15 protein-coding genes are annotated in these 13,991 nt (G+C 38.6%); 9 read left to right on the top strand and 6 right to left on the bottom strand.

Going from position 1 to position 13,991, the window contains the following annotated elements; genetic code table 11:
* Positions 1 to 57 precede the first annotated feature (57 nt).
* Genes rpsF through rplI form a run of 4 tightly spaced genes read left to right on the top strand, consistent with a single transcriptional unit; the run spans position 58 to position 1,498 of the window.
* Positions 58 to 453, top strand: a complete 396-nt coding sequence (rpsF, locus tag RB151_RS20605) for a 30S ribosomal protein S6 (protein WP_042845804.1) — start codon at positions 58 to 60, stop codon at positions 451 to 453.
* Positions 454 to 461: 8 nt separating this feature from the next.
* Positions 462 to 779, top strand: a complete 318-nt coding sequence (gene priB / locus RB151_RS20600) for a primosomal replication protein N (RefSeq protein WP_042845802.1) — start codon at positions 462 to 464, stop codon at positions 777 to 779.
* A 4-nt stretch (positions 780 to 783) separates the two neighbouring features.
* Entirely contained in the window at positions 784 to 1,011 is a 228-nt protein-coding gene (rpsR, locus tag RB151_RS20595; protein ID WP_000135199.1) for a 30S ribosomal protein S18, read from the top strand.
* Positions 1,012 to 1,048: 37 nt separating this feature from the next.
* Positions 1,049 to 1,498: a 50S ribosomal protein L9 gene (rplI, locus tag RB151_RS20590; RefSeq protein ID WP_042845797.1), complete on the top strand. Its 450-nt coding sequence runs from the start codon at positions 1,049 to 1,051 to the stop codon at positions 1,496 to 1,498.
* A gap of 156 nt (positions 1,499 to 1,654) precedes the next feature.
* On the opposite strand, the gene RB151_RS20585 is transcribed toward rplI, so the two are convergent.
* Together RB151_RS20585 and RB151_RS20580 are read right to left on the bottom strand one after the other, a co-directional pair.
* Complete coding sequence (locus RB151_RS20585; RefSeq protein ID WP_071548702.1) at positions 1,655 to 2,413, bottom strand: CDP-diacylglycerol diphosphatase; 759 nt, start codon at positions 2,411 to 2,413, stop codon at positions 1,655 to 1,657.
* Positions 2,414 to 2,554: 141 nt separating this feature from the next.
* The gene (locus RB151_RS20580) at positions 2,555 to 3,154 is read right to left on the bottom strand and encodes a LysM-like peptidoglycan-binding domain-containing protein (RefSeq protein WP_042845792.1); all 600 of its coding nucleotides are present in this window, start codon (positions 3,152 to 3,154) and stop codon (positions 2,555 to 2,557) included.
* 218 nt (positions 3,155 to 3,372) lie between these two features.
* On the opposite strand from RB151_RS20580, the gene RB151_RS20575 reads away from it, so the two are divergent.
* On the top strand, positions 3,373 to 3,993 hold the full coding sequence (locus RB151_RS20575; protein WP_042845791.1) for a peptidylprolyl isomerase: 621 nt from the start codon (positions 3,373 to 3,375) through the stop codon (positions 3,991 to 3,993).
* 127 nt (positions 3,994 to 4,120) lie between these two features.
* Positions 4,121 to 4,861 carry a 3'(2'),5'-bisphosphate nucleotidase CysQ gene (gene cysQ / locus RB151_RS20570; RefSeq protein ID WP_042845789.1) on the top strand — a complete coding sequence of 247 codons (741 nt, stop codon included), beginning with the start codon at positions 4,121 to 4,123 and terminating at the stop codon, positions 4,859 to 4,861.
* Positions 4,862 to 4,916: 55 nt separating this feature from the next.
* Here cysQ and mqo read toward each other — a convergent pair whose 3' ends face one another.
* Positions 4,917 to 6,410, bottom strand: coding sequence for a malate dehydrogenase (quinone) (gene mqo / locus RB151_RS20565; protein ID WP_042845787.1), 1,494 nt, complete (start codon positions 6,408 to 6,410; stop codon positions 4,917 to 4,919).
* Positions 6,411 to 6,418: 8 nt separating this feature from the next.
* Positions 6,419 to 6,814 carry a cupin domain-containing protein gene (locus RB151_RS20560; protein ID WP_042845785.1) on the bottom strand — a complete coding sequence of 132 codons (396 nt, stop codon included), beginning with the start codon at positions 6,812 to 6,814 and terminating at the stop codon, positions 6,419 to 6,421.
* Positions 6,815 to 7,262: 448 nt separating this feature from the next.
* On the opposite strand from RB151_RS20560, the gene RB151_RS20555 reads away from it, so the two are divergent.
* Complete coding sequence (locus RB151_RS20555; protein ID WP_071548701.1) at positions 7,263 to 10,403, top strand: hypothetical protein; 3,141 nt, start codon at positions 7,263 to 7,265, stop codon at positions 10,401 to 10,403.
* Between the two features lie 35 nt (positions 10,404 to 10,438).
* Here RB151_RS20555 and nudK read toward each other — a convergent pair whose 3' ends face one another.
* Both nudK and RB151_RS20545 read right to left on the bottom strand, forming a co-directional pair.
* Complete coding sequence (gene nudK, locus RB151_RS20550; RefSeq protein ID WP_071548700.1) at positions 10,439 to 11,029, bottom strand: GDP-mannose pyrophosphatase NudK; 591 nt, start codon at positions 11,027 to 11,029, stop codon at positions 10,439 to 10,441.
* Positions 11,030 to 11,166: 137 nt separating this feature from the next.
* Positions 11,167 to 11,571 (bottom strand): YgiW/YdeI family stress tolerance OB fold protein, encoded by a 405-nt coding sequence (locus RB151_RS20545; RefSeq protein ID WP_042845781.1) that lies wholly within the window; start codon positions 11,569 to 11,571, stop codon positions 11,167 to 11,169.
* Between the two features lie 177 nt (positions 11,572 to 11,748).
* On the opposite strand from RB151_RS20545, the gene qseB reads away from it, so the two are divergent.
* Together qseB and qseC are read left to right on the top strand one after the other, a co-directional pair.
* Positions 11,749 to 12,411, top strand: coding sequence for a quorum sensing response regulator transcription factor QseB (qseB, locus tag RB151_RS20540; protein WP_042845780.1), 663 nt, complete (start codon positions 11,749 to 11,751; stop codon positions 12,409 to 12,411).
* Positions 12,411 to 13,766, top strand: coding sequence for a quorum sensing histidine kinase QseC (gene qseC / locus RB151_RS20535; protein ID WP_071548699.1), 1,356 nt, complete (start codon positions 12,411 to 12,413; stop codon positions 13,764 to 13,766). Before qseB ends, qseC begins: the two co-directional genes overlap by 1 nt.
* Positions 13,767 to 13,991 lie beyond the last annotated feature (225 nt).

Raw genomic sequence — 13,991 nt, 5'->3', positions numbered from 1 at the left:
CCGCGGGCCGCGGTTAACCCAGACAGGAGGCTAATAATCCGTAAGGAGCAACTACTAATGCGTCATTACGAAATCGTTTTTATGGTCCATCCTGACCAAAGCGAACAGGTTCCGGGCATGATCGAGCGTTACAGTGCTGTTATCACTAACGCACAAGGTCAGATCCACCGTCTGGAAGACTGGGGCCGTCGTCAACTGGCTTACCCAATCAACAAACTGCACAAAGCTCACTATGTTCTTCTGAACGTAGAAGCTCCACAGGAAGCGATTGATGAGCTGGAAACTAACTTCCGCTTCAACGATGCCGTTATCCGCAGCATGGTTATGCGCTTAAAACACGCAGTAACAGAAGCTTCTCCAATGGTTAAAGCTAAAGACGAACGTCGTGGCCGTGACCTATCTGATGAATATCAGGAAGAAGAAGCTGAAGAAGCTGGGGATTCTGAAGAGTAATTGCGCAGGTGACCACCAATCGTTTAGTGCTCACAGGCATAGTCTGTAAAGCATTGATTCGAAAAGTGAGTCCGTCAGGCATTCCTCACTGCCAGTTTGTTTTAGAACATCGTTCGAAGCAACAGGAAGCGGGGTTGTCAAGGCAAGCATGGTGCAGAATGCCCATTATCGCCAGCGGACAAACCTTACAAGCCCATACTCACAGTATAACGGTCGGCAGTTGGATTACAGTAAGCGGTTTCATTAGCACTCATCAAGGGCGCAATGGAATTAGCAAGATAGTCCTCCATGCCGAGCAGATTGATTTGATAGATTCTGGAGACTAGCCATATGGCACGTTATTTCCGTCGTCGCAAGTTCTGCCGTTTCACAGCGGAAGGCGTTCAAGAGATCGACTATAAAGATATCGCAACGCTGAAAAACTACATCACTGAAAGTGGTAAAATTGTACCAAGCCGTATTACCGGTACTCGTGCAAAATATCAGCGTCAGCTCGCTCGTGCTATCAAGCGCGCTCGCTACCTGTCTCTGTTACCATATACTGATCGTCATCAGTAATTGGTACAGTCCATTAACGACTTAAGAGGATAAGGTAATGCAAGTTATTCTGCTTGATAAAGTAGCTAACCTAGGTAGCCTAGGTGATCAGGTTAACGTTAAATCGGGCTATGCTCGTAACTTCTTAGTTCCACAGGGCAAAGCTGTTCCTGCAACTAAGAAAAACATCGAATTCTTCGAAGCTCGCCGCGCTGAACTGGAAGCTAAATTAGCTGACGTTCTAGCAGCAGCACAGGCTCGTGCAGCAGCAGTTACTGCGCTGGGTTCTGTAACTTTAGCTTCTAAAGCTGGTGACGAAGGTAAACTGTTCGGTTCAATCGGTACTCGTGATATCGCTGATGCAGTTACTGCAGCTGGCGTTGCAATCGCGAAAAGCGAAGTTCGCCTACCAAACGGCGTTCTGCGTACTACTGGTGACCACGAAGTTCACTTCCAGTTACACAGCGATGTTTTCGCAGAGCTGAACGTTATCATCGTTGCTGAGTAATCAAAAATGATGGTATGCACTGTTGATTTATCAGTGGTGCAATAAAAAACACCGGCATAGCCCGGTGTTTTTTGCTTTCTAGGGGATCTATTTCCCTATAACCTATATTCTAAGTAATTCATTGGAATTAGCTTTAATGTATTTAAACGCTAAACTTTATTGATTTGCTAAACATTGGTAGTCGAGTATTTCCCCCGCTGAACCTAAATTCAACTCCGTGATATCCAACCGATTTGCTAGCAACACCTTTGAGCCATCTTTCAGCTGTACCATTGCTAAACCATAATTTCCCATCTCGTCGTGATGTTTCACAACATAATCATACAGTTGATTGAATGGATTTTTTGCATCGTTAAATTCAGATTGAAGTTTTTTTGCTAAGTAATGATGGCCAACGAGCTCAGTTGGTAGAAAAGCCCAGTCTGTTGTTATCGTTGACGAAAATTGGTTTAGTTTCTGGTGGACTTCTTGTTTTAAACAGGCAAGGTGAATATGTAATTGGTCTTGTGAACGCCCATATTGCGAATTAACGGCAATAGCTAATAAATCATCAGGGATCTCTTTTTTTGATTGTTGCAATAAACTGGCTCGTTCTTGCCAAGCTAAAGCGAAATAGTTAGGCACATTTACCGTTATTAATTGTTTTGCTTCAATCCCTTTAACCTTACTGGTAGGGATAACTAAGTTATGTAATGGCCCTTTTTTGTCTTTAAATAACACATACTGATTTTCCGTATCGACTTTTAGGCAAGGGGGAGTGATTGAGTGAGTTTGTTGTTGGGGAATGCATTGGCTATTAATGATATTCCAGAGTGCATTAGCATTGAGTTTAATCCAAGAAATATAACCAATAATGATGGCTAACAATAGGAAAAAAAGCCCCAAAAAAAGTTTAACCCATTTATTTTTTAGCATAATAATTTGTTAATGTGTATATTTTAGGTTGAAAGAACTTTAATTATACAGCAAAAGCAGGTAGGTTAGAGGGAAATAGTGGTTGGATGTCGCTTATCGGGCAGCTTAATGACAGTGAATTAAGCTGCCCATCGTTATTTACTATGGCGTACGGTAATAGCCACCGTCACTTAACCTAGCAAAGCTATAAGTTTTCCCATCAGATGCGGTAATTTCCAATAGTTGGACTTCGCCTTTTGCATTTGCTTTCAAACGAATTTTTTGCCCTTGGCGCAAATTACTTAATGGCTTTTCTGCGCCTTCAACGCGAGCCATGGTAAAGGCATCATTGGCTTGCAGGTTATTATCACGAAATAGTTGGGCGAGTGTTTTGCCTTTTTGTACGCGATAATTCTGCCATTTATTGGCTGATGGGCTCACCGTATTAGGTTCTTCACTTGGCGGTTGCGTGGTTGCCGTTGGTGGATCAACCGGTGCAGGGTCAATGGGTTCAGGCACTATTTCGGGCTCTGAGGGTAACGATTGTGGTGCGCTTTCTCCTTGGGTTTCAGGTTCTTGGGTTGGAGAGGGGATGACTGGGTCAGGTGTAATATCAGGTGTGGTTGGCGGTGGGACCACAATAGGTTGATTCTGTGCAGTTGTGTTTAACGGTTTATCTTCCGCGGGCCAAAGTAGGGCTACCACGACAATGAGAACTAAAGTAGCAATACCATAGCGGTGAAATTTTGAAAGTTTAAACATCACTCCTCCTTGATGAGGCAATGAGTAAATTTGTTCATATTTCCACGATATTAACACCATTTTATTGTATTTTAAGGGCCTGACTCGATTTTTCAGAGAACACTGAGTTAATTTATCGCTAATCAGCTGCTTTTATTATTTAGATCGATTGTTTGGGTTTACCCATAAGTGTCAGGCTGCTATCCTTGCTTTTTTCTCAAAACCATATGGGTGTTTTCATGGCAAACCAAAATTTCGATTCAGTAGAAGCACAAGCGAGTTATGGCATTGGTCTACAAGTTGGGCAGCAATTATTAGAGTCAGGCTTAGAAGGTTTAGTGCCAAATGCGATTTTGGCAGGGCTTGTTGATGCTTTAGAAGGCAATATGCCATCAGTGCCTGTTGAAACACTACATAAAGCACTGCGTGAAGTTCATGAACGCGCCGATGCTGTTCGTGTTGCACGTCAGGCTGCATTAGCAGAAGAAGGCCAACAGTTCCTTGATGAGAACCAAAAACGTGAGGGTGTTTCAACCACTGAATCTGGTTTGCAATTCTCAGTAATTAACCAAGGTGATGGTGCTATTCCTTCACGCACAGACCGTGTTCGTGTTCACTATACGGGTCGTTTAATTGATGGCTCAGTATTTGATAGTTCAGTTCAACGTGGTCAGCCAGCAGAATTCCCAGTGAGTGGCGTGATCCCTGGGTGGATTGAGGCATTAACACTGATGCCTGTAGGGTCTAAATGGGAGTTGTATATCCCTCATCAATTAGCATATGGTGAGCGCGGTGCGGGTGCTTCTATCCCTCCATTTAGCACATTAGTGTTTGAAGTAGAATTATTGGAAATCTTATAATTTAAGTAAATTTGCTTAATTTTTAGATAAATGCCTCATTGTTGGTTCAACGGTGAGGCTTTTTTTATAGCGTAAACTTTTCACGCTTGCTAATCTTGCTGTAAAGGGTGATTGAGAGGTGATTAAAATGCTACAACAAATTTGTGAACTAGCTCAAGAAGCAGGCTATGCCATTATGGAAACCTACAATGCACAAGAGCCTTTGCAGGTTGAACATAAAAGTGATAATTCCCCTGTAACAGAAGCGGATATTGCAGCTCATAAAGTCATTGCAGCAGGGCTCACTCGTATTGCTCCAGATATTCCACAACTTTCGGAAGAAGACCTTGTTGACTGGTCAGTTCGTCAACATTGGCAACGCTATTGGCTAATAGACCCACTTGATGGCACAAAAGAATTTATCAATCGCAATGGGGACTTTACCGTTAATATTGCATTGATTGAAAATGGAGTGCCTGTGATGGGGGTTGTGTATGCCCCCGCGAAAGGGCTGTTATATTACGCAGAGGGGAGCCAAGCATGGAAAGAAGAAGGTGGTCATAAACAGCGTATTCATGTTCAGGATATGAAACCCCCTGTCATTGTGATCAGCCGTTCCCATCAAGATAGCGAACTGATGGATTATTTAACCCAAATGGGCGAACACACTACGGTGGAAATTGGTTCCTCATTAAAGTTTTGTTTAGTTGCAGAAGGCAAGGCGCAGCTTTATCCACGCTTTGGGCCAACCAATATTTGGGATACTGCGGCAGGTCATGCTGTGGCTATTGGTGCGGGTGCGAAAGTGGTTGATTGGCATGGGAAAGTATTGGATTACACGCCAAGGGAATCATTTTTAAACCCAGGTTTTCGTGTTATTTTATTCTAGATAATTAAAACCAATAGTTGGCGCTTAAACATTCAAGTGCCAACTATTCGGAGTGCTAGTTGTCTAATTGCAGTACTTTAGCCGTTGCTGCCCGGATATCTAAACAGGCTTTTGCATCTTGTTTTAAATCAACCCCATAAGTTGGAATAATTTGTTTTAAGCGTGTTTCCCATCCCTCTGCTTTAAGTTGCTCATCGAAACAGGTTTTTAGTACGTTTATCGCAATAAAAGCAGCCGTTGACGCCCCCGGAGAAGCCCCCATTAATACAGAGAAGGATTTATCTGCACTGGTAATTAGTTCAGTACCGAATTCTAAAACCCCTTTCTTATCGTGATCTGGTTTTATAATTTGCACTCGTTGCCCTGCAACGACTTCTTTCCAATCTTCATGTTGAGCATCAGGGTAGAATTTTTGCAACATGGCAAACTGGTGAGCAGAAGTTTGTAGCACTTGCCCCACCAAATATTCAGCAAGTGACCAGTTATCTTTGGCGACCGCTAACATGGGTTCGATATTATTGAGATGAACCGATTCAAATAAATCGAGATAAGAACCATGTTTTAAAAACTTACTAGAAAAGCCTGCATAGGGCCCGAATAATAATGAACGTTTACCCCCAATTATACGGGTATCCAAATGAGGTACTGACATTGGTGGCGAGCCTTTATCCGCTTTCCCATAAACTTTAGCATGATGGCGCCCTGCAATTTGTTCGTTATCACAACGTAGCCAGATACCACTGACAGGGAAACCACCAAACCCTTTACCTTCGGGGATGCCTGATTTCTGTAATAATTCAATAGCACGCCCACCGGCTCCTACAAAAACAAATTTTGCCGAAGTAACTTGTTTTTCATGAGTAATTAAATTTTTTACTTCTACATTCCAGCGGCCATCTTTTGTTTGTTTAACATCAATGACTTCATGCTTATAGTGAAGAGAAAAACCGGTTTGTTCGCTAAGTTGTGCAATTAATAGGTGGGTGAGAGCGCCGTAATCGACATCGGCTCCTGTCGCGACACGAGTGACCGCAATTTTTTCATCGCCTTCACGCCCTTCCATTAATAATGGAGCCCAGTCATCGATCTGCTTGGGGTCATCACTGTACTCCATATTATGGTAGCAATGGTGAGCGGACATCTGGCGAAAGCGTTGCTGTAAAAATTTCACATTGTCTTCACCCCAAACGAAACTCATATGTGGGCAAGGGTGAATAAAATCGCGAGGGTTTTTTATTTTGCCTTTTGTGACAAGGTATGACCATAGTTGGCGCGATAAATCGAATTCGGTGTTAACCTCAAGTGCTTTACTTATATCTACAGTGCCATCAGGATTAGGTGGCGTATAGTTCATTTCGCAGTTTGCCGCATGGCCGGTTCCTGCGTTATTCCAAGGATGAGAGCTTTCCTGAGCACAATCGTTTAATCTTTCAAAAATAGAAATTGTTAACGAAGGCTCTAACTCTTTGAGAAATGTAGCGAGGGTTGCGCTCATAATACCAGCGCCGATGAGGGCTATATCGACATTCTCTACAATAGGTTTATCCATTATGACCTCTAATTTTTAGTCGGGGTGAAGCAAAGCTGAGTATCTTCTTGATAGACAACATAAGCACGACGCCATGGTTCATCACCAATAAGCCGCCACTTATGACCCGTCCCAGTATTATCTTGCGCTAACAGAATATCACCTGGGTTAATGACAAACTTAGAGCCATCTTTAGTTTCAAACTCTAAAGTACCGGTAAGAGTGATGACATAACGAGGAACGGGGTCCTTATGCCAATCGAAAGATCCGCCTGAAACGGTTTCACGAAAAGAAAGTTCACTAACAGCTATAGGAAGAGTTTGGTTATCACCATCTGCATTAGGAACACGACCAAGCTCTAGAGTTCCTTCTTCAAATAGAGAATTTCCATCTTCTCCCGTCCACATACGAACACAGCGTATCATTTTGTTTAGCTCCTTAATGACGTACAGAAATGTATCACAACTATTCGATATTCATTAGATATAACAAGCAAAGCTCTTAAAAAGATAATATTTAATTTTGATATAGTTTTAAATTTAAAGTGTTTTAGGCTTCAGGTCAAAAATATTATCTGATTATCTAAATATAGCTTAATAACAACAGTGAAACTTAGTTTTTTACCATTAATATTAAATAAATTTAATTTTTAAATCTTAATTTGATTGTCTTTTTAGGATTGTGTTAAATATATCTTGGATAGATTTTCTATGCTTAGAAAATATTTTTAAGTATATTTACTTTAGGTTTTTCTATGGTTGGGTTGTAGTTTGATTATACAAAATATAATATTTTTGATGTTTTATATAAGAATTTTTATATCCATAATGTATTGTAAAAACCAAATGTTAACTGATTTTTAAAAGTTAGATAATGGATAAAATATCATATAAACCCTCATTGCGAAGTAATGAAACTAGTATTTTTGATAAGATAACTAATGCAATTTCATCTTTTCCTTTAATAATTAAAAATATAACTAATACTACACATTTTCCTAACAGAATAAACTTAAATGGGAGAATAGTAAAAAAAGCCGAGAAGGTTGATGCTAATAAGGCATTAAAAGAAATTTTAGATATTGGGAAACATATCCATCGCGAAGCTATTGAGGTAACTCAACCTCCAATTCAAACTCAGCCTAATATTAATCATAAATTATCGTTGAAAGGTAACAAGGGGTTAATAGTTGGTAGCTTATTATTATTGGATCTGCAAAAAAATAATGCCATTCATCGTAGTGGTCATGAGGAGAATACAACAAATTTGATGGGGATGGAAAGGGGTGAAAGAAATTATAATGATACTATTCATTTTCATAGGAAAAGACGAAGTGTTTTCGAATCACTTAACCTAAAATTTGATATGAAAACAAATGCATACCTAGATCACTTAAGGGAAACAGAAACTGGTTTTATAGGTAAAAAAAGTTATATTGGCTCATTGGTTTTTAAGTTAGAGGCTAAAGGCTGGCCATTAGATTTTAACTTATTAAAAAATAGATTTGAAAAGGACAAGTCACGTAGAATAAAAATAATAAATAAGTCTAAAAATATGTTAAAAGAAGCAGAGGCTAAAGCTTTTAGCCATAGGTTTAAAGCATTATTTGGACAGCCAATAAACTATTTAGGTCGAGAAAATAGTAGGTTAGTAAACAATGAAGGTAAAATAAAAAAATTAAAGCAGCATATCGCTAGGGAGGAAGCAAGGTTAACCAAAGAAACTGAAAATTTGTCTGTGCTTAATTTATTACTTCACCCTGATAACCCCAATTTTTCTACAGCTTGGATGGGGTTCTATAAAAAAATAGATTACTTGTATGCAGAAAAAAATAAAATTGATTTAGAATGTAAGGAATATAGCCAGCATTTGGAATCATTGCCTAAAAATAGTAACCCAATTGCCTTTAGGTATATTAGCTCTGAAAAATATAGCACAGAAGTAAAGCTAGCTAATGCAAGAAAAGAATATAAATTGCTCACTGCTAAAATTAATTCTATGGAAGCAGCGGCAAGTATTGAGATGTCTCAAAATGATTTAAAATCGCAACTTAGTCTAGAGACTCAAATGGAAAGAATAGCTGCTGAATTAAAAGTAACGCAGGTAAATGAATTGGAGCTAGAAAATAATGTTAAGAATGCTAAAGAAGAGTTAGATAAGCTAATATTATCTGGTTTATTAGTTAATGGCATAAATATTGATTGTACTGATCTCGATAAAGTTTGGCAGGTTCATTTTTATCAGGGAGCTAACTTTAAAGGAAGTATTTCGTTTTCTAGTACAATAAAAGAATTTAGCTTAAGGGAGGTTCTGTTGGGGGAAGCAGATCGTTCTATTTTTATTCATGTGGGAGGCTCTCAAAGTATTTTAAAAATAAATAGTAAAAATAATGATGCGAAGAATGAAACATTACTCAAATTATTAAATGATAAAAAAAGCCGATTAAATATTGCGGACTCAGTTATGTCAGAAATTGAGAATTCTGCATTTAAAAAAATAGATGATATTGATTTTATTGATGATTTTAAATTCAGTGTACATGGTAAAATTTTGCATGTTTTATCAAAATCATCTCAACAATTATCAAAAGAACCTAAGATCTATCAACATATTATTGAAGGGTTTATTAGTGGATTAATCAAGCCTAGTGTCGTTTTATTTGAGGGTAAAGTTGTTCCTGGTTTACTTTCTCTTGGAAGTGAACATCATAACCTAATTTTTTCACTTCCAGATAATGACCTTATTATTTCTAGTACATTCCACGAAAATAAGAAGTTAGCTAAATTTATTCATAAGCATTTAACTAAAATTGACCAAGAGGGGTTTAGCAAAAATAATTTAGAAAATATTAAACATATAGATAACCGACTAAATCAGAAGTGGCAGCATAGGTTAACCTTTATTGAAAGAAGCCCCAATATTCAGTTTAAAACTGAGCCTGAGATTGACCCTTATCGATTGCTACTAAAAAGTGGAGTTGAAAAAAATTTTTCTGATCTAAACGGTGTTATTTATACATCATATGAAAAAACAGCAAAATTAAGTAATGACGTCAAGAAAATGTTGATTGAGTCTGCTGAAGTTATCATGATGTTAACAACTACAGGGGTATCATCACCTTGGATTATATCCGCTGAATTTATGGCGGGCATTTCTTTAAAATTAGCAAACATATATTTAGATATGCAGCTAATTGAAAACTCAGATCGTGGTGCCGATATAGAGCAGGCAAAGAAAAATTTGATGGTTGGAAAAATATATTTATCACTTAATCTTGCTAAAGCACCAAGGTTGATGGTGCAGGTTATCGGCAAATGGTTAGATTTAATTAATACATTAGAAGGTATTGCGGCAGAAAGATTATTCAATCCATTAGCTAAATATTCAAAGTTTAGGGTAAATCGAGGAGGAGACGATTTAGCAACAACCGCATTTCGATATGCTAAATTAGATCAATTTAGTTTCCCTAACCTATTAAAGAAAAAACACCCTGATGGCTTATGTCATGGGTTATCTTTAGAGATCTTGCAACGGTTAGAAGAAAGCGTTGACCCACAAAAACACTTATTTTCTGTTGTTGCTAGCTTAAAAGAGGATTTAAAAAAGCCTGCTTCTTTCTCAGGGAAGGTATTTGATAGTATAGAGAGAAAACAAACTCAGCCTTCTTTATTTAAAACCCAGAAATATCATAGAGAACCGACTGTAAGATATAGGGGAGAGCACCATGATTTAGTCAAAAAATTAGAGGATGATGTGATGGAGCTAAACCCGGGTGATACTGCACTAATAAGGGCGTATATAAGAAAGTCAGATGGTTCAATTCTTTCTGAAGGGCACATAATTATGGTTCAACGTATATCTAACCAACAATTTGAGTTGTTTGATTCTAATAATGGTGTTTTTTCATACTCGACAGAAACGGGGTTCAAAAAAGCATTAATGAATTATTTTAATTTGGCTTATCGTGACCACGGTTTGTTAATCCCTGGAAGTTTTACTCGTTTTATCTTATAGCTATAGTAATAAAGGCTTTTGGCACTTTATAAAAATTAATATTTTAGAATTGAATTCAATGCTAGGTGTTGTATTAACATAATAGTCTTACCATCAACAATTTCGCCAGTTTTGATAGCTTCTAACGCTTTAGGAAATGGCCATTCTAAGACTTCAATATCTTCACCTTCTTCAGCTAACCCGCCACCTGCATTGCTGCGGTTATTGTCGTTGTACTCAGCAATATAGAAATATAGCTTCTCGGTAACGGAACCGGGGCTCATAAATGCTTCGAAGACTTTTTCTATTTTGTCGACTTTAAAGCCAGTTTCTTCCTCTGCTTCGGCAATGATACGGGTTTCCGGTGAAGCATCGTCAAGCAAGCCTGCGGCAGCTTCAATCAGGAAATGCTGGTAACCATTTACGTACATAGGCATACGGAATTGGCGTATCAAGATAATGCTGTTTTTTATTTTATTATAGAGCAGAATGACTGCGCCATTGCCTCTATCATAGACTTCACGCTCTTGTTGTTGCCAGTTTCCATCTCTTCTTTGTAATTCATAGGTGTATTTTTTTAAGATATACCAATTATCGGAAAGTAGTTTTTCTTTGATATTACGTAGTTGGGGCTGTTTCAGTGACATTGGATGATCCAAAATAACAATTATATTTATGTCTAATCTAGCATTGTTAATATTGGTATAAAATAGGATTTTGGCGATGAAGTAATAGCATACTTCAGGTACAACCCTGAAGTATGCTAACGAAGGGATATGATGGGTTATTTAATGATCTGAATTTGTTTAACTTCAACTTCCCTTGAATTCCAATCTTTATCGATTTTACCGCGGATTTCGACTTTATCTTTTGGTGTGACATTAACACCATTCCAACGTTTTTCACTGATTTCAAGGTTGATGGTGCCTGTGCCATCAGTAAATTCATAATGTTTATAGTCAAGTTGTTTAACGATATTACCACGTAAAATAACCCAGCTATCATCAGACATCTCTAGTGCTTTTGCGACGGTTGTTTCTCCGCTATTAGGGCCAATAAAGCCCCCATTTTGATTGGTTTGCGTTGTATTATTAGTGACAGCACCCGGACCGTCAAAACCGCCATTTGCAGCAAAAACAGGGGCTGTTGCAAGAGCGGCAATTAATGTAATTAAAGGTAATTTTTTCATGATCAGTTTCTCCAAATAAGACGTAAACTTGTTTATATGGAAGTTATTAAAGCAGGTAAATCTTAACAGGATCTTAAGAAACTTAATTGATGCATTATATTTTTAATTTAATAAATAATAGCTAGTCATTTCATTACTGATGGGATAAATATAATAATATTCTGATACGGAGGGGTTATGCGTATTCTATTAATCGAAGATGACAGGCTAATTGGTGATGGGTTAAAAGTAGGGTTAACTCAACTGGGTTTTTCTGTTGATTGGTTTATGGATGGAAAACTGGGGCAACTTGCTCTTTTTGATGCTCCCTATGATGCCGTGGTACTTGACCTCTCATTACCCAATATTGATGGCATGGACATTTTGGCACATTGGCGCAAACAGGGGCGTGATGAACCGGTATTAATTTTGACAGCCAGAGATGCTCTGGAGCAGCGGGTACAAGGCTTACAACGTGGAGCGGATGATTATCTGTGCAAACCTTTTGCCTTAATGGAAGTTATGGCTCGTTTGCAGGCATTGATCCGCAGACGAAGTGGTCAGTTAACACCTAAATTGACTCATGGAGATGTGGAAATGGACCCGTCTGGGATGACGGTAACTGTTAAAGGGGAGCCTGTTCAACTTAAAGGGAAAGAATTGGCATTATTATCTCTATTTATGCATAACCCAAATAAAATTCTATCGCGAGGCTTAATAGAAGAGAAACTGTATAACTGGGAAGAGGAAGTATCGAGTAATTCAGTTGAGGTACATATTCACCATTTAAGACGCAAGTTAGGTAATACGTTTATTCGTACTGTTCATGGTGTCGGTTATCGATTAGGTGATGATGAATAATGAAAACATTTAGTCTTCGGCTAAAACTTACCTTAATGTTGCTGTTATTAGCATTGGTGACATGGGGTATCGCGAGTTCACTAGCTTGGTATCAAACGTATAAAACCATTAATGAGCTATTTGATACACAACAAATGGCATTTGCTAAACGTTTGTCTGTATTGCCTTCAGATCTTGAATTGTCTAAACCTTCATTAAAGAAAACAAAAAAATTATTACGGAAAAATCGAGGCGATCAAGATGATGATGCATTAGCTTTTGCTATTTTTACGCTTAAGGGGCAGATGGTTTTAAATGATGGTGATAATGGGAAAAAGATTGTATTTAACTTTGCAAGGGAAGGCTTTTCTGATGGGAGAGTTACAGGAAGCGATGACTCGTGGCGCTTTGTTTGGTTAAAATCTCAAGATGGGCAATATGTTATCGTGGTTGGCCAAGAGTGGGAATATCGGCAAGAAATGGCAACGGATATCATGGTGGCGCAATTTATGCCTTGGTTGGTGGCATTGCCGTTGATGCTAGTCGTATTTCTATGGCTTTTAACCCGTGCTTTGCGGCCTTTAAAAGAAGTTGCAAACCAATTACGCTATCGTCAGCCTGATGAATTAACACCTATTGAAGTATCACGTATTCCAACCGAAGCAAAGCCAATCATAGACTCAATGAATGGTTTGTTTGAGCGAATCAATAATATGTTTGCGCGTGAAAGGCAGTTTACATCTGATGCTGCCCACGAGCTGCGTAGTCCTCTCGCAGCCTTAAAAGTGCAAGCGGAGGTGGTACAAATTGCAGGGAATGACACTGATATTCGTCACCATGCAGTAGCAAACTTATCCGAAGGGATTGACCGTGCATCTCGTCTTGTTGACCAATTGCTCACATTATCGAGGTTAGAATCGATATCCCAACTTGAAGATATTACTGAATTATCTTGGTTATCTCTGATTGAAACTGCAATCAATGATATTCAGCCGGAGGCGCAGGCTCAAGGAACCACGGTGATCAGCATGATTAAAGGCGAACCGCCGACATTAAAAGGCCAAGCACTGTTATTGAGTGTACTGCTCAGAAACCTACTTCATAATGCAATACGCTATGGCAAAGCGAAAGGGCGAGTAACGCTAACGTTGTACGCAGACCACCTTGAAATTGAAGACGATGGTGATGGGGTGACCCCAGAAGTTTTACAACGCTTGGGAGAACGTTTTTATCGGCCTGCGGGGCAAGAAAAAACAGGGAGTGGTTTAGGGCTATCTATTGTTAAGCGAATTGCTCAATTGCATAACTTACAGGTTATTTTTGCTAACAGTGATAAAGGCGGTTTTTGCGTTAAAGTATATTGGTTGGTTTATTAAATTTATGTGAGTTACAGCGTCGCTAAGATATAACGCGTTAATATTAATTAGGTAGAATGGGGTAATGCAAAGAACACAACCACCTTGGTTATAAATTGTTTTTATTGGGAAGTTTTTAAAGCAATATGTGTTGGTTAATAAAACTATCAATAAACCATATAATAATGAGTAGTTATTAATGAAATAGTTATAATTATGCATATGGCATATTGAGGAATTTTAGAA

It is taken from the genome of Providencia rettgeri, from assembly GCF_001874625.1.
Lineage (GTDB): Bacteria > Pseudomonadota > Gammaproteobacteria > Enterobacterales > Enterobacteriaceae > Providencia > Providencia huashanensis.
This window is presented reverse-complemented; position numbering and strand designations above follow the sequence as displayed.

Excerpts from the sequence above, each read along its gene's own strand:
- rpsF (WP_042845804.1), top strand. The coding sequence starts at position 58 with ATGCGTCATTACGAAATCGTTTTTATGGTCCATCCTGACCAAAGCGAA.
- rpsR (WP_000135199.1), top strand. The coding sequence starts at position 784 with ATGGCACGTTATTTCCGTCGTCGCAAGTTCTGCCGTTTCACAGCGGAA.
- rplI (WP_042845797.1), top strand. The coding sequence starts at position 1,049 with ATGCAAGTTATTCTGCTTGATAAAGTAGCTAACCTAGGTAGCCTAGGT.
- RB151_RS20585 (WP_071548702.1), bottom strand. The coding sequence starts at position 2,413 with ATGCTAAAAAATAAATGGGTTAAACTTTTTTTGGGGCTTTTTTTCCTA.
- RB151_RS20580 (WP_042845792.1), bottom strand. The coding sequence starts at position 3,154 with ATGTTTAAACTTTCAAAATTTCACCGCTATGGTATTGCTACTTTAGTT.
- RB151_RS20575 (WP_042845791.1), top strand. The coding sequence starts at position 3,373 with ATGGCAAACCAAAATTTCGATTCAGTAGAAGCACAAGCGAGTTATGGC.
- cysQ (WP_042845789.1), top strand. The coding sequence starts at position 4,121 with ATGCTACAACAAATTTGTGAACTAGCTCAAGAAGCAGGCTATGCCATT.
- mqo (WP_042845787.1), bottom strand. The coding sequence starts at position 6,410 with ATGGATAAACCTATTGTAGAGAATGTCGATATAGCCCTCATCGGCGCT.
- RB151_RS20560 (WP_042845785.1), bottom strand. The coding sequence starts at position 6,814 with ATGATACGCTGTGTTCGTATGTGGACGGGAGAAGATGGAAATTCTCTA.
- RB151_RS20555 (WP_071548701.1), top strand. The coding sequence starts at position 7,263 with ATGGATAAAATATCATATAAACCCTCATTGCGAAGTAATGAAACTAGT.
- nudK (WP_071548700.1), bottom strand. The coding sequence starts at position 11,029 with ATGTCACTGAAACAGCCCCAACTACGTAATATCAAAGAAAAACTACTT.
- RB151_RS20545 (WP_042845781.1), bottom strand. The coding sequence starts at position 11,571 with ATGAAAAAATTACCTTTAATTACATTAATTGCCGCTCTTGCAACAGCC.
- qseB (WP_042845780.1), top strand. The coding sequence starts at position 11,749 with ATGCGTATTCTATTAATCGAAGATGACAGGCTAATTGGTGATGGGTTA.
- qseC (WP_071548699.1), top strand. The coding sequence starts at position 12,411 with ATGAAAACATTTAGTCTTCGGCTAAAACTTACCTTAATGTTGCTGTTA.